The sequence below is a fragment of the Hymenobacter actinosclerus genome, assembly GCF_900111515.1.
Lineage (GTDB): Bacteria > Bacteroidota > Bacteroidia > Cytophagales > Hymenobacteraceae > Hymenobacter > Hymenobacter actinosclerus.
Genome location: NZ_FOHS01000001.1, coordinates 1,226,165 through 1,244,005 on the forward strand (window position 1 = coordinate 1,226,165; position 17,841 = coordinate 1,244,005).

Below are 17,841 nucleotides of genomic sequence, written 5' to 3' on the forward strand. Positions count from 1 at the left end.
AAACAAATACCCCGATACGCAGCCGGGGCGCATCGGGGTACAGAAACGGGGTGCGCTGGCAGATGGTGGGCTGCTGATACCTGGGCATGGCGGCCACGAGCTTAGTTTTCCAGTGTCAGGCGGGTAGTGGTGGTGGTGCCCGCCTGCTGCACCCGCAGCAGGTAGAGCCCGGCGGGCAAATCGGCCATGGGCAGCTCCAGCGAAGCCGGGCCGGCCGGGGCGGCGAGCCGTCGGACTACCTCACCGCGGGTCGAAACCAGCTCCAGCGTAGCCGCCTGGCCGGGCGCCGGTAGCTGCACCTGCGCCGCGCCGCGCACGGGGTTGGGATATACGGTGGCGGTGGCCGCGCTGCGCACCATCTGAATGCTGGAGTAGGTTACGGTGCCGTCGCGGTCGTGCATGGCCAGGCGGTAGTAGGCCACGCCGGGCAGCGGGTGAGCGTCGGTGGCCGCGTATTGCTGGCCGGTGGCCTGATTGCCGGCCGCCACCCGCGCCACGCTGCTCCAGGCGGTAGCCGTAGCGCTGCGCTCAACTTCGAAGTGGCTGGCGCGCTCTTCGGAGGCCGTGGCCCAGCTCAGGCGCACGGTGGCGCCGGCCGCCGCGGCCTCGAAGCGGGTGAGCGTTACGGGCAGGGGCAGGGCGTCGGCGAAGCTCACGGCGTCGCCGCGGCTGCAGCCCAGCGCCGAGCCGTACGTTTTGCCGGTCCAGTTGCCAGTGAGCCGATCAATCTTGTAAATAGTGCCCACATCGGCCGTTACAGCATATATTCCGCCCTGGCGGTCGGAGAACATGGCGCCAATATCCTGGGTGGCGGGCAGCGGCGTGGTGGGGGTGGTGGTAACGGCTACCGGCGAACTGCTGATGCCGCTGATAGAAAGAAACTTGTGGTCCTGGCCGATGTAGCTGACCAGATTGCCGGAGAATGGGTCGAACACCCAGTCCTGGATTCCGCCGGAGGGGAGCGGACCGGTATTGTTGTTCTGACCAAGCAGCGTAATATTGTTGAGGTACGCCTGGGTCTGAAGTCGGAACGTATTGATCAGGGTGGCCGTTGCCGGGTCGCTGACATCGAGTAGCCGCCAGATAGGCGTGGCGGTAGTGAAGGGCGTGAGCTTCACCTGACCCACATAGAAGCGGAAATCGGTAATGGTGCTGGCGCTGGGGAAGAAGATGTTTCGGTTGTAATTGAAGGACACGCCGCCCACAAAGTAGCTTGACGAGTTATCTCCGTCGCCGATGAAGTTGAGTGTTTGGTTGTAGGTAAGCGTCAGATATAAAATGCCGGTGGGGCCGGTAGTGGCAGGCGCCGGGGGCGGCCCTGTTACCGGCCCCAGGTTGGTTGCCTGAGCAGTGGTAAGGCTCACCTTGTATAGGTTGGGGGGCGTAACAATGCCCGCCAACGTAAACGGCGCCACATTCATGGCATACAGATTAGCGCGGTCCTGCTGGTCGTTGCCCAGCGCATTAAGCACGAGGGGGGCGTTACCGTCGCTCACCGTGCCAATCAGCGTCAGCGAGCCATCCACATTGATGCTTTCGAGCGTGGAAGGGTTGTTGGCGCTACCCGGGCAGGCCGAGCGCACGGCAAAGCTGTTAGAGGGAAACTGCGCCTGCGCCGACCAAGCCAGCAGGGAAGACAGGCACAATAGTACAAGTCGTTTCATAATGGGAAAGGAAGGAAGTTGAGGAGCGGCTTTGTTATGTAATATAAGAAAAATAGATAGTTATATATCAACACTGTAACAACTATTTACGGTTGGGTCCCGAATCAGGAAACGACACTTTAAGCCTCGCTTCGGCTACCGGCAGATCTGCTCCTGTGGCCGGGCCTACGCGGCTTCTGTGCATCTTTAGGGGGTGAACTCCCTGCCGCCTCCGCCATGCCCTATACCCTCCTGATTCGCCACTGCGGCCAGCTCCTGACCCTGGCCGGCCCGCCCGCTACCCGCCCACTGGCTGGCCCCGACCAGGCCAACTGGCGCATTATTGCCGATGGCTACGTGGCCTGCGAGAACGACCGGATTGTGGCCGTCGGGCCCATGGCCGAGCTCGATGAAGGCCAGCTGACGCCCGCCACCCGTATCGTGGAGGCGCACGGCCGCGTGGTGATGCCCGGGCTGGTAGAATGTCACACGCACCTCGTGTTCGGGGGGCAGCGGGCGGCCGAGTTCGAGCGCAAGCTGCGGGGTGAATCCTACCTCGATATTCTGGCCGGCGGCGGCGGCATCCTCAGCACCGTGCGCGCCACCCGCGCCGCCTCCGAGGCCGAGCTGCTGGCCGATGCCCTGCGCCACCTGGCCGATTTCCGCCGCTACGGCGTTACGACGCTCGAAGCCAAGAGCGGCTACGGCCTCGACGCCGAAACCGAGCTGCGGCTGGTGCGCGTGGCCCGCGAGGCCGGCCGCCAGCAGCCCGTGCGGGTGGTGCCCACCTTCCTGGGGGCCCACGTGCCCGGCCCCGAGTACGCCGGCCGCCCCGCCGATTACCTGGCCATGCTCGTGGCCGACGTCCTGCCCCGGCTCGACCCCGCCGAAGTGCCGTTCGTGGATATATTCTGCGAGCAGGGCGCGTTCAGCGTGGCGGAATCGCGCCAGTACCTGGCGGCGGCCCGCGACCTGGGCTTCGGGTTGAAAATCCATGCTGAACAAATGCACGAGCTGGGCGGCTGCGAAATGGCCGCCCAGCTAGGCGCCATCAGCCTCGACCACGCCGACTACCTTTCGACGGCGGCGGCGGCCCGCATTGCCGCCGCTACGCAGGGGCGCACGGTGGCCGTGCTGCTGCCGCTGGTGCCGCTGTTTCTGCGCCTGGAGCAGTACGCGCCGGGCCGCGCGTTTATTGATGCCGGCCTGCCGGTGGCGCTTAGCACCGACTTCAACCCCGGCTCGTGCCCCAGCAAAAACCTGTGGCTGGCCCTGAGTATGGGCTGCCTGAAAATGGGCCTGACGCCCGCCGAAGCCGTGGCCGCCGTAACGCGCAACGCCGCCTGGGCCATCGGCCAGCAGCAGGAATGCGGCAGCCTTGCGCCGGGCCTGCGCGCCGATGTGCTGGTGCTGAACGTGGCCACGCTGCCCGAAATCCCCTACTGGCTGGGCGACAACCCGGTACGCCAGGTGTTTATCGGCGGCGAGCTGGTAGCGGAAAACCCATGAGCAGGGACGCCCGGCCCCCGGCGGAGCCGTCTGGGTTGCAGTTCGGCCGGGGAGCGAAGCCCGATTTGCCGGGTCAGATGCGCTGCAGGTCGGCTAAGAGCTCCGCGGCCGTGGTTTCGAGCAGCGGCGGGCTGAAAGACTGGTTGGGCTGCACTGTGTCGTCCTGCCGGCCGTAATAGATTTTTCCGTCGATGGTGCGGATAACGACCACGCTTACCCGGGCCCCGGCCGGAGCGAAGCGGGCGGTGAAGATATCGGGCTGGGTGTAGTCGCAGAGGGCCAGCGCGCCGTTGAAGTCGCGGAACACCACGAAAACGGCGGTGTTGGTGGGCTCGATGCCTGCCCCCCGAACCTGCACCACAACCGGCAGCGAAGCCCCCGCGCCGTAAAACCGGTCGCAGTTGAACCAGCCGTAGCCGTTGTTGTAAAGGGCCTGGCCAATGGTAAGGATATTGCCGCCGGCAATGGGCGTCAGGTCGGAGAAAGCGTCGCTGTAGAGCGTCCAGCCAAAGCAACCCGGCGGGATGAATGGCGCCACAAACAAGCGCATCGAATCGGTACTGGCCAGGTTAGGCGGGTTGGGCGTTTGCAGACGGATGACAACTCCCGGCGCCAGCCGCAGGCTCGTATCCTGGTCGGCCCGCAGGTATACCTCGCCCGCCGATTCGAGCACCGAGCCGCGGGTGGTCACGGTAGGCGTGTTGCTCAGCACCATCGTGGCCCGGTCGTACACTTCGCGCAGCGTGAGCTGCACGGGGGTAGTAACGGGCCGGCCAAACTTCTGGAAAGCCCCGGCCGGGATAGTGACGATGGTGCCCTTGGCGCCGGTAAACGTGTTGGTTTGTCCGGGCTGGTAGGTAAACGTCTGGCGCGGCGCACCCAGCTGGGTTTGCAGGTCGCGGATGGTGGTGGGTACCCGGGGGCCGGGCGTCGTGCCGTCGTCGCACGCAACAATACCGGAATCGAACTGGCAGGCGGCCAGCAGCACCAGTAGCAACAGGCTGGACAAGGAGGAGTAGCGCATGGGCGTAACGGTATAGAGTGGATGGCAGAGGGAAAAAGTAGACTCAGACAGAAGTCGGCCGGAAAAACCGCGGGGTACCTGCTAAGCGGGCAGCACCGGCCGACCCCGCACCTCAGCGCCGCCGCGGGGGCAGCTCCCAGCGGTAGCCCAGTTGCAGGCCCAGGTTCCAGGGACGGCGCGCGGCGCTGCCGGCGGCGTTTAGCGGGTTGGCAAACAGCTGGGCCTGGGGCTGGATGGTAAGCCACTGGCCCGGCCGGAACTGGTAGCTGGCAAAGGCCCCGGCCGTGAGGGCCAGGTTAAGACTACGAAAGGTGCTGTCGGAACCCGGGGCTGAGCCCAGCCAGCGCTGCTGCCGACAATAGCAGGGCGAGCCTTCGGTGGTGCGGGCGCTGGTTAGCACAGCCAGTTCGGCCCCGCCCAGCACGCCGTAGCGCCAGCGGTGGTTGCCGCCCAGCGCCAGCCGGGCCTGCACGGGCACCGTTAGAAAGTGGTACTGGTCGCGGAAGTCAACGGCGGCTACCACACTATCGGGGCGCCTGCTGGCGAGCTGGTAGCGCAGCGTAGTAGCGTACTGCGCATAGCCCAGCCCGGCCGCCAGCGTAAGGCGGGGCGAGAAGGTGTAGGCCACCATAAGTTGCCCGCTGAAGCCGGCTGCTGGTCGCTCTAGGCGCTGCAGCTGGGTGGCCGACCGACCCAGCAATCGGTACGTGAGGCCCGGCCCGGCCAGTACCTGCACACTCCAGTCGGCCGGCAGCCGCGGCAACTGCCCGGCTTCGGGCTGCTGCTCCACGGGTGGCAGCCCCGAACCCGCCGGTTGCCGGGCGGGTAATTCCAGCAGCGCCCTACGAAAAGCCAGCGGGCGAAAACCGTCTGCCAAGGCCCGCCCGGCCCGACGATAACGAGAGCTGCCTACGGCGTCATCATCAAGCGCTGGGGTGAAATGCAGGTAATCCGAATCGGCGGCAGTTGCGGGCCCGGCCGAGCCAGCCACCGGCCCGGCCTGCGCCTGCGGCCACCTGGCAGCGCGGCGCGGCCTGCCGGCGGGAGCCAGAGCCAACAGCGCTTCGGCGCGACGACGCGCTGAAGAAGCCAGCGCGCCACCGGCAATGAGTTGCGGGGCAGCGGGTTTGCGGTGCAACGCTTTGGCCGCCGCTCCGCGGGCAGTAGGCTGCACCGGGTCAGGCGTGCCGGCGGCCAGTGGCTTGGCCTCGTTTTCGGGCGGCGTAGTGAGTTTGGGTAAGCCCGTGGGCTGCGTGGAGCGGTTGGCCGGGCCAGCGGGCTGGCCCGGTTCAGCATTGAAACCCGCCGGCTGGGTACCAGCCGGCTGGGCGGCGCGGCTGGCAGCTGCGGGCGCTGCCGGATGGAACAGGGGCCGCCAGTAGCGGGCCGTGAACGTGAGGGTAAGCACCAGCAGCGCCAGTAGCGCGGGCAGCCGCCAGGGCCGGGGGGCACGCGGGGCGGGTACCTGCTGCCGGATGCCGGCCCACACCGACTCGGGCGGCGGCGGGCCGTAATCGTGCAGCTGGCGGCGCAGGTGGTCGAAAAGGGGGTCGTGCTCAGTCATGATGCGGAGAAATAGCGGCCTGGCGGCTCAGGCGGGCTTCGAGCAGGCGGCGGGCCCGCGAGAGTTGCGACTTGCTGGTGCCTTCCGAAATGCCCAGCAGCTCCCCGATTTCGGCGTGCGAGTAGCCCTCTACGGCGTACAGGTTGAGCACCGTCCGGTAGCCGGGCGGCAGCGTGGCGAGCAGGTCTACCAGGTCGGAGGCCGAGAGCTGGTCGAAGGGCGTGCCGTCGGGGTGGGGCAGGTGCTCGGCTTCGTCGGTGGCGAGGTGCGGGCCGCCGCGTTGCTGGTGCTGCTGCCAGAGGTTGAGCGAGGTGGTTACGGCAATGCGCCGGGCCCAGGCCTCGAAGGGCCCCTGGTGGCGGAACTGGTCGAGGCGGCTGAAAATTTTTACGAACGTGAGCTGTAGTGCGTCTTCGGCCTCCTCGCGGGAGGGGCAGTAGCGCAGGCACACGCCCATCAGCGGGGCGCCCAGCCGCTCGTACAACGCCCGTTGCGCCGTTGGCTGGCCCCGGCGGCACCCTTCCACCAAAGCATCAATCGGTTCGGCCATCGAGCGGGCAAATAAAGAACATTATCAGCGCGTAAGTCGGTAATCTACTCCATGACCGGCTGCCCCCGCCGCCGGGTTGCGCGGGGTATCTAAATTATTTTCCCGGAGAGAAAATTACCTGCCGCCTCGTTCCCCGGCGTTTGTCGGCCTGCCGTTCGCTAATGGCGGGCAATAGCCGCCGAAACCGTAGTTTCGCCGGGCCGCCGGACTGCGGGGGCCCTGGTTCTCCTTCTCTGCTTTATTATGCTGCTACCCCTGTATCAGGTCGATGCCTTTGCCGACCGCCCGTTTGCCGGCAACCCCGCCGCCGTGTGCCCTCTCACCAAGTGGCTGCCCGAGGCTACTATGCAGGCCATTGCCGCCGAAAACAACCTCGCCGAAACCGCTTTTTTCGTGCCCAAAGGGGAAAACGAGCACGAGTACGAAATCCGCTGGTTTACGCCGGCCGTGGAGGTCGAGCTCTGCGGGCACGCCACGCTGGCCTCGGCCCACGTGCTGTATCGGCACCTCAATTTTCAGCCCGATGAAATCGTATTCCACTCAAAAAGCGGCCCGCTGCGCGTGAGCAAGACCGATAACGGGATGCTGACGCTGGACTTCCCGGCCCGCCCACCAAAGCCATTGCCGCAGCACCCAAGTGGCCTGATTGACGGCCTGGGCGCCACCCCGCTGGCCCTGCTGGCCGGCCCCGACCTGGTGTGCGTATTCGCCACCGAAGCCGAAGTGCGGGCCCTGCGCCCCAACCAGGGCCGGCTGGCCGAAGTGGAATTCCGCGGCATCATTGCCACGGCGCCCGGCACCGACGGCATCGACTTCGTGTCGCGCTTTTTCGGCCCCCGCGTAGGCGTGCCCGAAGACCCGGTAACCGGCTCGGCCCACACCACGCTGGTGCCCTACTGGGCCGGGCGGCTAAACAAAACCAGCCTCCGCGCCCGCCAAGTATCGGCCCGCGGCGGCGAGCTGTGGTGCGAGCTGCGCGGCGAGCGGGTGCTGATGAGCGGCCACTCCGTCACCTACCTCAAGGGCGAAATCGAGCTGGGGCAGATGTAAGTTAAACCAGTGAGCAGCTGTGGCGGCTATCAACCCCGCAGCTGCTCGCGCCCAAAGCCGCCGCGCTCCACTACCTGCTCCACGAACAGCGCCTTGCCCGGCACCTGCAGCAGGGCCTGGTGCAGTTCGGCGGGCACGCCGGTGTAGCGCACCAGCCCGCCGTGGCGGTACTCAATTTCCAGGGTTTGGGTGGCCGGGTCGTAGCCCACGGCTTTGAGGGAGGTGGAGCGGATAGGTCGGCGGAGCATAGGAACAGGTAATCAGGTAAGGGAAATTAGAACTATTCTTTTATAATGGAAAGAATATATTCTATTTTCGCCCCGCCTTAGCCTGACAAGCGGTTGGCGGGCAATTTCTTTCCTCAGTTCCCCTTTCCCTTTTCCCTTTCCCTTATCTATGAAATCATTTACCAACTTGCTGCTGGGCAGCCTCACTTTCCTGGCTGTTGCCAGCTGCTCCAAGGATGATGAAAAAGTGACGCCTACCAGCGGGCCCAGGGAGTACAATGTCGAGTATAAAATCACTTCTTCCACTGGCTCACAGGCCGATTTTGTGTTGTACTACAACGAAACGGGAGGACAAAGCCAGTTTGCCGATGTGAAATTGCCCGTTACCTATAAGTTCAAGCGGACGATGAAAGCGGGTGATATTACGTCGATTGGTGCCAGCCTGGCCAACACTACCGCCAATTCTGAAATCACGACCACCATCCTGCTGGATGGCAAGCAGGTTGATACCAAAACGGCTCGTGGTACCGGGCTGGCTACGGCGATTTATATAATCGGCCAACCATAAATCCGCTGCTGTCGAATTGCGCGTGGAGCAACCGGCGGCCTGCTATGCTAGGCCGCCGGGTTTTTTTTGGCCACCGCTTTCTTGGTTGCCACGGCCGCTTTCTTGCCGGCCACCGGGGAGGCCAGCTTGGTGGGGTTGTCGGCCAGAAACTTGCCCCAGCTTTTGCCGCCGGCCTTCACGTTGTTGCCCTTCTGGTAGTGGTGGCACAGGGCCACGCCCAGCGCGTCGGTGGCGTCGAGGAACTTGCTGGCCTCGGCGATGGGGGGCAGCGTGAGGGTCTGGCGCAGCATGTGGGCCACCTGCTCCTTGGTGGCGCTGCCCGAGCCCGTAACGGACTGCTTTACCTTGGTAGGCGCGTACTCCACGTACGGAATCTGGCGCGAGAGGCAGGCGGCAATAGCCATGCCCTGGGCCCGGCCCAGCTTGAGCATGCTCTGCACGTTCACGCCGAAAAACGGGGCTTCAATGGCCAGCTCGTCGGGCAGGTACTCATCAATCAGCTCCAGCATCCGCTCGAAAATGCGCTTGAGCTTGAGGGCGTGGTTGGTGCCCAGCTTCTGCATGTCGATAACGTCGTAGCAGAGCACCGTTACCTTCTGGCCGCGCACCTCAATCACGGCGTAGCCCATGACGGACGTGCCGGGGTCGACGCCCATAATCACCTTGGGCAGCAGTTCGGAAGAGGAAGCGAGGGGGAGAATCATTGGGTTTGAGCTGCAAGCTACCAGCCTCAAGCTACAAGCTTTATGGTAGGTAGATTTTGGGTCGCTTGATTTAGGCGGAAAGCTATTGAGCGGCACTGCCTCGAACGATGAGCCTACGGCAAACTTGCCGCTTGTAGCTTGAGGCTGGTAGCTCAAACAAACACGCTAACTTGCCGAAATTACGCAACCCGCCGCTATTTTGCCCGCCTCGCCGACCCAAAGCTACGTCCAAACTGCTGCCCGCTCGGCAACCCGGCCGGCCCCGGCCCGGCGGCGCGGGGGCTGGGTAGTGGCGGCCAAGCTGGGTATTACGCTGCTCACGCTGGGCTTGCTCTGGCATTCGCTGGTGGATAACGAGGCCACGGCCGCCGCGTGGCGGGGGCTGCTGGCCCGCAGCCTGGGCGGCACCGGGCGCGGGCCGGTGCTGCTGGCGCTGCTGCTGGTACCGCTCAACTGGGGCCTGGAGGCCTGGAAGTGGTGGCGGCTGGCCCGGCACCTGGAGCCCGTCTCGTTCCGGCGCAGTTTCCGGGCGGTGCTGGTAGGCCTCACGCTGGGCTTCGTGACGCCCAACCGGGTGGGCGACTACGCCGGCCGCATCATGGAGCTCAAAAGCCGCCGCCTCGATGCGCTGGGGGCCGTATTTCTGGGCCGCTACTGCCAGCTGGTGGCTACGGTGGCGGCCGGTACGCTGGGGCTGCTGTACTTTCTGCTGACCTTTTACGTGGCCGGCTACCCGGCCGCGCAAACCGGGCTGGTGGTGCTCACGCTGCTGATTAATCTGGCGGTGCTGCTGCCGCTCTACCACTCCGAGCTGCTGGTAGCGGCCGTGCAGGCCATTAAACCACTGCGGCGCTTTGCTCGCTATTTAGCCGTGATGCCCACCTACCCGGCCCGGCTGCTGACGGATGTGCTGCTGATTTCGGGCCTGCGCTACCTGGTGTTCGGGGCGCAGTTCGGGTTGCTGCTGCTGGCTTACGGGGTGCAAACGGCGGTGGGCCCGGCGGCGGCGGCGGTGGCGGGCACCTTCCTGCTCAAGTCGCTGGTGCCCTCGCTCAATGCCCTGGCCGATGTGGGCGTGCGCGAGCTGTCAGCCACCCATTTGTTCGGGCTGCTGGGCCAGCCGGCGCTGCCGGTGCTCAGCGCCAGCCTGAGTTTGTGGGTGCTCAATATTGCCGTACCCAGCGCCGTGGGACTAATTTTCGTGCTGCGGCTGAAAGTGCTCCGTAAACGCCGCGCCGTGCCCGCCGCCACCGAAACCGCCCCGGCCCCTGAAGCCCGCCAACCCAGCGTATGAGTAACGCCTGGAGCCTGTTGCTGCTGGCGTTTCCGGCTCTGTACGCGGGCCAGATGCTGCGCCTGCGCCGCGCCTGGCAGCAGCTGCCGGTGCCCGAGCTGCCGCCGATGCCCGAACCTGCAGCCGGCGCCATTTTGCCCGCCGCGGCTTCCAGCACGCCACGCTTTTCCGTGCTCGTGGCCGCCCGCAACGAAGCCGCCAACCTGCCGCTGCTGCTTGCCGATCTGGCCCAGCAGCACCTGCCGGCCCAGGAGTTCGAGGTTATCATCACCGACGACCACTCGACCGACGACACCGCCGCGCTGCTGATGGCCGCGGCCGAAACTACCCCTTTCCGCCTGCGGGTAGTGAAGCTGGCCGAAACGCCGGCCGCGGGCGTGGGCAAGAAAGCGGCCCTGCAAGCGGCCCTGGCGCACGCCCGCGCCCCCTGGCTGGTGTGCACCGACGCCGACTGCCGCGTGGGTCCCGACTGGCTGCGAGCCTACGCCGCCCTGCTCGATGCGGCCGGCCCCGAAGTGCATTTAGTGAGCGGGCCGGTGCTGCTGACGGGGCCGGACACGCTGTTGCAAAACCTGTCGGGGCTGGAGTTTGCGGGGCTGGTGGGCACGGGCGCGGCGGGCATTGCGGCCGGTACGCCCACCATGTGCAACGGGGCCAACCTGGCCTACCGCCGCACCGCGTTTGAGGCCGTGGCCGGCTACGCGGGCAACGCCCACCTGCCCAGCGGCGACGATGAGTTCCTGCTCCACAAGCTCCATGCGGCCTTTCCGGGTAGCATCCGGTTTCTCAGGCACCCCGCCGCGCTGGTGCGCACGGCCGGCCCGCCCACGCTGGCGGCCCTGCTGCGGCAGCGGGTGCGCTGGGCCAGTAAGTGGCGGCACTATCAGCACCCGCCCTCGCAGCGGCTGGCGGTGCTGGTACTGCTGGCCAATTTAGCCCCGGCAGCCGGCCTGGTGGGCGCGTTCTGGCTGCCCGCGCTACTGCCCTGGGCGGCTGCCGGCCTGGGCCTCAAGCTGGCCGCCGACGGCTGGTTTCTGGACCCCGTGCTGCGGTTTCTGGGTCGGCGCCGCTGGCTGCTGCTGGTGCCGCTGTTGCAGCTGGCCTATGCGCCCTACGCCCTGTTGGTAGGCTTGGCGGGGCTGCGCGGCGGCTACGAGTGGAAGGGCAGAAGGGCCGGGTAGGAGGGCTGTGGCAATGGCTGTGACACGGACTTTAGTCCGTAGCCCGATTGCCCGCTTGACAACTGGGAGTTGGATACCGATTGGCCAGTCGGGCTACGGACTAAAGTCCGTGCCGCAGCTGCGCTGCCACCGGGATAAACCTTGAAAATTGCTTGCTTTTGCGGCATTTGGGGGCGTACTTTCTAGCGTGTTCCAACCTCCCTGTCAAGATGAGTAAGAACCTGTTGGAAATCGCAATGCCCGCCAGTTTGCTGGTAGTAGCCGGTGCCATTGGGGGCTGTCTGTTGCTGCTGGGCGGTGAGCTTACCAGATTTCCACCTGATGAGTTGGTTAACGAATCTACATGTAGCGGAATGGGAGTAGCGGATTCAAGCCAAGCAACCTCTTCTGGTGCCCAAACACTTGTTGTTTCAGAGGTTGACCCCGCCGCTATTGCCGCCGGCGACGCGCTGTTCAAAGGCAACTGTGCCCAGTGCCACGCCTTGCATGACGTGGTAGTAGGTCCCGCGCTGGCCGGTATCGGCCAACGCCGCCCAAGGGCCTGGACCGTTTCCTGGGTGAAAAACTCCTCCAAGCTGGTGGCCAGCGGCGACGAGTACGCGGTGAAAATCTTTCATCAGTACCAAAAGCAGCAGATGCCCAGCTTCCAGCTTTCCAACGAGGAAATCAACCAGATTATCGACTATGTGGAGTCCGAGCAGTGGCGGGGTATGGTGTCGGTAGTTGATTGAACGGCTCCGCGCTCCTCTGCGAAAACCTCCGCGCTCCTCTGCGGGAAACCTCCCCCGAACATCTACCTTTGCTTAACATACCCTACCGAAACCCGTGACCGACGCCGAATTTGATGTTCTCGACGAGCTGTACTTCGTCACGCCCTTCGCCGAGCTGCTGAAAAAAACCGGCCTGCCGCGCCCCGAACTCGTGGAAACCCTGCGCCGGCTGATGGACGTGGGCTACGTGCGCAGCTTCTGGCCCGACCCCGACACGGAGCTGGCCTACGAGGAAAGCTCGTTCGGGGCCCTGGTGGGCGACTGCCAGTTCCTGGCCTCCAAAGAAGGACTGCTGCAACACAACACCCGCTAATGGCCGCTGTTGCCGCTGCTGCTCCGGTTGCCGCGCCGGCCGTGGCCCGCTCGCCGGGCTACTACGTGCGCCAGCGCCTGCTGCGCAACCTGCCGGCCATGCTCGGGCTGGGCTTTATCGTGCTCTGTACCCTGGTGGCCGTGCTGGGCTACTGGGTGCTGCCCGACAACTCGCCCTCGGCCAACAACGGCCTAGTACAGCTCCAGAAAGAAGCCCCCGGTTTCCGGGCCACCATCCTGCGCCTGCCCCGGCCCGACGCGGTGCGCGACGCGGCCGATAACCCGCTGCGCACCTGGTGGCAGGGCCGCGCGCCGCGCTTCCGCGAGGTGGCCATCGGCAGCTACCAGATTGTGGGCGACTCGCTCATCACCCAGCCCTATCAAAACCACTCGGCCCTGGCCGACCAGCGCCAGGCCTACGCCCTGCGCGAGGTAGCCGGCCAAACCGGTTCGGCCGCCGAGCTGGCCCCGCTGGCCCGCCGCAACATCATCGAACGCACCTACTGGCTGGGCACCGACAAGGCCGGCCGCGACGAGCTGAGCCGGCTGCTGCTGGGCACCCGCATCAGCCTGGGCATCGGGCTGGTGGCGGTGCTGATTTCGGTGCTGCTGGGCATGCTGGTGGGCGCCGTAGCCGGCTACGTGGGTGGCTGGCTCGACAGTTTGCTGCTGGGCCTGATGACGGTGGTGTGGAGCATTCCGGGCATTATGCTGGTTATTGCCATTTCGCTGGCCCTGGATAGCAAGGGCGTCTGGACCTCGTTTGTGGCCGTGGGCCTGACCATGTGGGTGGATGTTGCCCGCGTGGTGCGGGGGCAGATGCTGAGCTTGCGCTCGGCGACATTCGTGGAAGCCGGCCGGGTGCTGGGCCTGCCCCAAAGCCGCCTGATTGCCCACCACCTGCTGCCCAACATGACCGGCCCGCTGATTGTGCTGGCCACGAGTAATTTTGCGGCGGCCATTTTGCTCGAAGCTGGCCTGAGTTTCTTAGGTTTGGGCGTGCAGCCGCCGGCGCCGTCGTGGGGCCTGATGGTAAACGAGGGTTTCCAGCTGCTGGGCACCCGCGCCGGCCTGTGGCTCACGCTGCTGCCGGGCCTGGCCATCAGCCTGCTGGTGCTCAGCTTCAACCTGCTCGGCAACGGCCTGCGCGACGCCTACGACCCCAAAACGCCTTTGGCGTGAGGTGAGCTGGTGAGTTTGACGTTTCGGGGGCCTGCTTGCGCTGATTGCGCTACTTGCGCAGGTTGCGCGGACGGCCCTGGTGCATGTCAAACTACAAATTACCCCGCGCCACCCACTCCATCCGCCTAAGCCGCCCCGTAAGGCCCCTCGAACATCAAACTCACTAGTTCACCAGTTCACCAGCTCACTATCTCACCTTATGCCCAATACTACCCCCGAAAAAAAGTTGTTCCTGAAAGAGCGGGAGTTGGGTGCGCTGCTGGAAATCACCCAGGCCATCAACCAGGACCATACCGAGGCCGCGCTGTACCGGATTTTCCAGTTCACGCTGCTCGGCCAGCTCAACATCCGCCGGCTAGTGCTGTATGTGCTCGAAGAAGGCAGCTGGCAGTGCATGACCTGTTTTGGTACCGGCCAGGTCGATTTCCGGCAGGTAGAGCTGCCGTCGCTCATCACCGATGCCTGCACCAACGCCTCCTCCCGGCTGGATGAGATTGCGGGCCTGGATGAAGTGTGGGCCAACCTCGAAGTGGTGATTCCGGTGGTGCGCAACGGGCAGGTGCTGGCCTACGTGCTCATTGGCAACGTGCACGACGACTACGCCGGCGAGGAAGCGCTCAAGTTTCTGCAGACGCTGAGCAACATTCTGGTTGGCGCCATCGAAAACCGCCGGCTGGTGCGGCAGCGGGTGGCTTCGGCGGCTATGCGCAAGGAAATTGAAATTGCCCGCGAAGTGCAGAGTATGCTGTTTCCGCAGCGCCTGCCCAACGATGCCCACCTGGCCGTACACGCCAGCTACGTGCCCCACACGGCCGTGGGCGGCGACTACTACGACGTGGTGGAACTCGACGCCAACCGGCTGCTGCTGTGCGTGGCCGATGTGTCGGGCAAGGGCGTGGCGGCGTCGTTGCTGATGTCCAACTTCCAGGCCGGCCTGCGCACCCTGCTGCGCCAGCAGGTCGATCTGGCCACGGTGGTGCACGAGCTCAACCACCTCATCTTCCGCAATGCCGGCGGCGACAAGTTCATCACCGTGTTCTTCGGCCTCTACGACCGCACTACCCGCGAGCTGCACTATGTAAACGCCGGCCACAACGACCCGCTGCTGCTGCTCGACGGCGGCGGTGCCAGCCAGCCCCTCAAAGACGGCACCATTATGCTCGGCGTGATGGACGAGCTGCCCATGCTCAACGTGGGCCACCTCCTGGTGCCGCCCCACAGCCTGCTGCTCACCTACACCGACGGCCTGACCGAAGTGTTCGACGCCGAGCAGAACGAGTTCGGCGAGGATGGCGTGCTGGGCGTGCTGCGCCAGAACCGCTACGCCCCCCTGGCCACCGTCCACACCGAGCTGCTGCGCGAAATCACCGCCTTCGACCAAACCGGCGCCGGCTTCGCCGACGATGTAACTATCTTAAGTTGCCGGTTTAAGTAGGAGGGGGAGAGGTAAGAAGTGAGAAGTTAAACAGGGTACGGAAGTCGAGAATAAGAAAAACGTGTCATTCTGAGCAGGTGGCGCACCCTGGCTCTATGCGCCACCTGCTCAGAATGACGCCCTTTTTACTGCCCGTCTTTCGTACTGTTTCTCACTTCTCACTTCTCACTTCTCACTTCTCAGCCTTTCCTCCCGTATCCAGGTGCCAATGCGCACGAGCATGGCGAGGTTGATGAAGAAAAAGGAGCCAATTTTGTCGACTTCCACCAACTCGTTGAGCAGCAGGTGGAAGGTGATAATAACGAAGCTCAGACCGCAGGCCAGCAGCACGGCGCGGTACTCGGAGCCGGGCGTGGTGCGGTGGTAAAGGGTTTCGATGGTTATGAGCGTGGCCCCGATCAGGGTGATGAACAGCAGCATGCCGGGAAAGCCCTGTTCGGCCAGCACTAGCAGAAAGTAGTTGTGGGTAGTCGACTTCTCCGGATTGTCGCTCACGTAAGTACGGAAGCTGCGCACCGTGTAGCGCTTGTATTCGGGGTAAAACGTGTTGGGGCCGCTGCCCACAAGGGGCTTGTCGGCGGCCATGCGGGCGGCGGCTACCCAGCGGTACACCCGCTCCATGCCCGACACGTCTTCGAGCTTGTACGTCGCCTCCAGGTGCTTTTCGAAGTTCTCGCCATTGAAAACGGTCTTCTCGAAATCGGGGGCGTAGAGCATGTAGTTGTTCTGGCTCATGAAGTAGCCCGCCCCGGCCAGCGCCGCCACCAGCACGCCTACCAGTAGCAGGCGCGTCTGGCGCAGCCGCATTACGCCGTAAAACAGGGCCGCGGCGGGCAGGCTCAGTACCGAGGCCCGGGTGTAGGAGAGCAGCAGGCCCACCAGCAACAGTCCCAGCGCCGCGCCCCACCACCAGCGCCCGGCCGCGCCTGCCCGGCCGCGCCAGCGGTAAAAAACGAAGGGTAGCAGTAGCGCCAGTACGCTAGCATAAATGACGTGGTTGCGGTAGAAATCATGCACCGCCCACTGCGTAGCGTCGAAGGCAAAGCCTTTGCTGGCGTGCTTGAGCAGCACGACCACCGTAGTAATGGCCGCGCCGGCTGTATACAGGGCGGCTATGCGCCAGAGGTCGGCGGGGCGGCGTAGCAGCAGCAGTGTGCCCAGCACGAAGGGCGTCAGGTACCAGCTTTTGGCCAGCAGGTACTTGATGGACTTGGTACTATCGACCGAGAAAAAAGCCGACACCACGGCCCACAGCAGCGTGAGGGCCAGAATGACGAGTAGTGGGTGGGTTAGTTCGCGGGGGGGCAGGCGGTGGCGGCGCATGAGCAGGCTGGCGCCGATGCAGCCGCTGAGCACGAGCATAAGCGGCTCGGAGGGCACGTCGAGGCTGAAGCTGCCGCCGAGAGATATTTCGCGCGAGAAGGGCAGAGTCAGGAAAAACAGCCCGTACACCAACCGCCAGTCGATCAGCACCACTGCCAGGCCCAGGGCGGCCAGGGCGGGCAGCAGCGGCAGCGGCGAGGCCAGCAGTCCGGCCACGGTGCCACCCAACAGCAGCAGCCCCATCAGGGCTACGAACAGCCGCTGGGCCGGGTCGGAGGGCAGCCAGCGGAGCAGGGCCTGCGCCGCGCCGCTCACGAGCCCGCCGCTACGGCCGGCTCGGCGGCGCCGTCCTGCCGCAAGCCGCGCCGGCTGCGCTGGTAGAGTTCGAGCAGCGTAATGAGCACCACCGATACGGCCAGCGTCACGATTACCGAGCCTACCACAATCAGCCAGCGCACAGGCTTGCTCTTGCGGGTGGCGGGGTAGGCTTTCTGTACCAAATAGAGGGATGAAATCTTGCCCCGCAGCGTCAGGTCAGCCGTTTCGTAGTCGCCGCGGGCCTTCACCAGCCGCTCCTGCAGGTCTTCGAGCCGCGCCTGAAACAGGTTCATCGAGTCGTTGCCCTGCACGAAGCGCTCGAGGTTGATGGTATTGGTGCCACCGGGACCGGTGAGGCCCTGCAGCGCCCGGCGGGCCCCGGCGGCCTGGGCGGCGTTGCCGCTGCCCTCGGCCTGGCGGAGCTTGCTTTCAAGCGTAATCACCTCGCGGGCCATGTAGCGGCCCTGCTCCTCGATGCCATAGATGCCGTAGCGGCGCCGGGCCCGCACCAGTTGCCGGCGGCTCTGCTCGAACTCGTTCTGCAGAAAATCGAACCGCAGCTTGTAGAGGCCCAGTACGTTGCGGCGGTTTTCGAGCGTGAGCTGCTGGTTTATCGAGTCGATGACCTGCACCAGCCGGTTGGCCATGCGGGCGGCCAGTTCCTTGTCTTTGTCTTCAAACGTCAGCTCAATGGCGTCGCGCTCGTTATGGACGATGCTCAGGTTGGAGTTGAATTGGTAGAGCACCGCGTTTTCGGACGCGTCGTCGCCCGGCGCGCCAGCCTCGTAGTGCTTGTAGAGGTCGAACTCTTTAATCAGCAGCTCGGCCGCCGGCTGCGACTGGCCGATGGTGATGATGCGGTCCAGGTCTTCGGAGCGGCCGCCCAACTCCAGCTTGCCGCCGTCCACGAGGCGGTCGGGGTCGGTGCTTTCGGGGTTGGTAGGAAAGAACACGGCCGTCGAGCGGTAGATGTTGGGCAGCAGCAATGCCACGACCGTACTCAGCAAAGCGGCCAGTACCACGGCGGCCAGCACTAGTTTTTTCCACCGGTTGATAACGGGCCACAGGCCCAGCAGCGAATAAGAAGATTCTGCCATAAATAGAGTAGACCGCGCCTCCGGAAAGTGAAGGTGAAGAAGGCTAACGGCTGGCAAAGATAGCGGAAAAAGGTCGCCACTACCTTCTAA

Annotated in this window: 17 protein-coding genes; 9 read left to right on the forward strand and 8 right to left on the reverse strand. The window is 64.8% G+C overall.

Annotated features, from left to right (window positions below; all coding sequences use genetic code 11):
- Positions 1 to 101: 101 nt before the first annotated feature.
- Positions 102 to 1,664 (reverse strand): T9SS type A sorting domain-containing protein, encoded by a 1,563-nt coding sequence (locus tag BMY67_RS05270; RefSeq protein ID WP_092769098.1) that lies wholly within the window; start codon positions 1,662 to 1,664, stop codon positions 102 to 104.
- Positions 1,665 to 1,880: 216 nt separating this feature from the next.
- Here BMY67_RS05270 and hutI point away from each other — a divergent pair, with 216 nt between their 5' ends.
- Positions 1,881 to 3,152 carry an imidazolonepropionase gene (hutI, locus tag BMY67_RS05275; protein WP_092769100.1) on the forward strand — a complete coding sequence of 424 codons (1,272 nt, stop codon included), beginning with the start codon at positions 1,881 to 1,883 and terminating at the stop codon, positions 3,150 to 3,152.
- A gap of 73 nt (positions 3,153 to 3,225) precedes the next feature.
- Here the strand turns inward: hutI and BMY67_RS05280 are convergent, their stop codons facing one another.
- The 3 genes from BMY67_RS05280 to BMY67_RS05290 all read right to left on the reverse strand — a co-directional run bounded on the left by BMY67_RS05280 (position 3,226) and on the right by BMY67_RS05290 (position 6,290).
- Complete coding sequence (locus tag BMY67_RS05280; RefSeq protein ID WP_092769102.1) at positions 3,226 to 4,176, reverse strand: hypothetical protein; 951 nt, start codon at positions 4,174 to 4,176, stop codon at positions 3,226 to 3,228.
- A gap of 112 nt (positions 4,177 to 4,288) precedes the next feature.
- Positions 4,289 to 5,740 (reverse strand): outer membrane beta-barrel protein, encoded by a 1,452-nt coding sequence (locus BMY67_RS05285; RefSeq protein ID WP_092769104.1) that lies wholly within the window; start codon positions 5,738 to 5,740, stop codon positions 4,289 to 4,291.
- Complete coding sequence (locus BMY67_RS05290; protein WP_092769106.1) at positions 5,733 to 6,290, reverse strand: RNA polymerase sigma factor; 558 nt, start codon at positions 6,288 to 6,290, stop codon at positions 5,733 to 5,735. Before BMY67_RS05290 ends, BMY67_RS05285 begins: the two co-directional genes overlap by 8 nt.
- 243 nt (positions 6,291 to 6,533) lie before the next feature.
- On the opposite strand from BMY67_RS05290, the gene BMY67_RS05295 reads away from it, so the two are divergent.
- Positions 6,534 to 7,340, forward strand: coding sequence for a PhzF family phenazine biosynthesis protein (locus tag BMY67_RS05295; RefSeq protein ID WP_092769108.1), 807 nt, complete (start codon positions 6,534 to 6,536; stop codon positions 7,338 to 7,340).
- 29 nt (positions 7,341 to 7,369) lie between these two features.
- Here BMY67_RS05295 and BMY67_RS05300 read toward each other — a convergent pair whose 3' ends face one another.
- A complete protein-coding gene (locus BMY67_RS05300; RefSeq protein WP_092769110.1) occupies positions 7,370 to 7,588 on the reverse strand; it encodes a KTSC domain-containing protein in 219 nt (72 codons plus the stop codon).
- A 148-nt stretch (positions 7,589 to 7,736) separates the two neighbouring features.
- Between BMY67_RS05300 and BMY67_RS05305 the strand changes: the two genes are divergently transcribed.
- Positions 7,737 to 8,135: a hypothetical protein gene (locus tag BMY67_RS05305; RefSeq protein ID WP_092769112.1), complete on the forward strand. Its 399-nt coding sequence runs from the start codon at positions 7,737 to 7,739 to the stop codon at positions 8,133 to 8,135.
- A gap of 47 nt (positions 8,136 to 8,182) precedes the next feature.
- Here BMY67_RS05305 and ruvC read toward each other — a convergent pair whose 3' ends face one another.
- Positions 8,183 to 8,839, reverse strand: coding sequence for a crossover junction endodeoxyribonuclease RuvC (ruvC, locus tag BMY67_RS05310; RefSeq protein ID WP_092769114.1), 657 nt, complete (start codon positions 8,837 to 8,839; stop codon positions 8,183 to 8,185).
- Positions 8,840 to 9,038: 199 nt separating this feature from the next.
- On the opposite strand from ruvC, the gene BMY67_RS05315 reads away from it, so the two are divergent.
- The 6 genes from BMY67_RS05315 to BMY67_RS05340 all read left to right on the forward strand — a co-directional run bounded on the left by BMY67_RS05315 (position 9,039) and on the right by BMY67_RS05340 (position 15,013).
- A complete protein-coding gene (locus BMY67_RS05315; RefSeq protein ID WP_177189696.1) occupies positions 9,039 to 10,133 on the forward strand; it encodes a lysylphosphatidylglycerol synthase transmembrane domain-containing protein in 1,095 nt (364 codons plus the stop codon).
- On the forward strand, positions 10,130 to 11,314 hold the full coding sequence (locus BMY67_RS05320) for a glycosyltransferase (protein ID WP_092769118.1): 1,185 nt from the start codon (positions 10,130 to 10,132) through the stop codon (positions 11,312 to 11,314). Before BMY67_RS05315 ends, BMY67_RS05320 begins: the two co-directional genes overlap by 4 nt.
- A 209-nt stretch (positions 11,315 to 11,523) precedes the next feature.
- Positions 11,524 to 12,045 carry a c-type cytochrome gene (locus BMY67_RS05325; protein WP_245744894.1) on the forward strand — a complete coding sequence of 174 codons (522 nt, stop codon included), beginning with the start codon at positions 11,524 to 11,526 and terminating at the stop codon, positions 12,043 to 12,045.
- A 94-nt stretch (positions 12,046 to 12,139) separates the two neighbouring features.
- Positions 12,140 to 12,397, forward strand: a complete 258-nt coding sequence (locus BMY67_RS05330; RefSeq protein ID WP_088463397.1) for a MarR family transcriptional regulator — start codon at positions 12,140 to 12,142, stop codon at positions 12,395 to 12,397.
- The gene (locus BMY67_RS05335) at positions 12,397 to 13,578 is read left to right on the forward strand and encodes an ABC transporter permease (protein WP_092769120.1); all 1,182 of its coding nucleotides are present in this window, start codon (positions 12,397 to 12,399) and stop codon (positions 13,576 to 13,578) included. Before BMY67_RS05330 ends, BMY67_RS05335 begins: the two co-directional genes overlap by 1 nt.
- 199 nt (positions 13,579 to 13,777) lie before the next feature.
- Positions 13,778 to 15,013 (forward strand): PP2C family protein-serine/threonine phosphatase, encoded by a 1,236-nt coding sequence (locus BMY67_RS05340; RefSeq protein ID WP_092769122.1) that lies wholly within the window; start codon positions 13,778 to 13,780, stop codon positions 15,011 to 15,013.
- Between the two features lie 165 nt (positions 15,014 to 15,178).
- On the opposite strand, the gene BMY67_RS05345 is transcribed toward BMY67_RS05340, so the two are convergent.
- Positions 15,179 to 16,651, reverse strand: a complete 1,473-nt coding sequence (locus BMY67_RS05345) for an O-antigen ligase family protein (RefSeq protein ID WP_092769124.1) — start codon at positions 16,649 to 16,651, stop codon at positions 15,179 to 15,181.
- A complete protein-coding gene (locus tag BMY67_RS05350) occupies positions 16,648 to 17,751 on the reverse strand; it encodes a GumC domain-containing protein (RefSeq protein WP_092769126.1) in 1,104 nt (367 codons plus the stop codon). Before BMY67_RS05350 ends, BMY67_RS05345 begins: the two co-directional genes overlap by 4 nt.
- Positions 17,752 to 17,841: the final 90 nt, after the last annotated feature.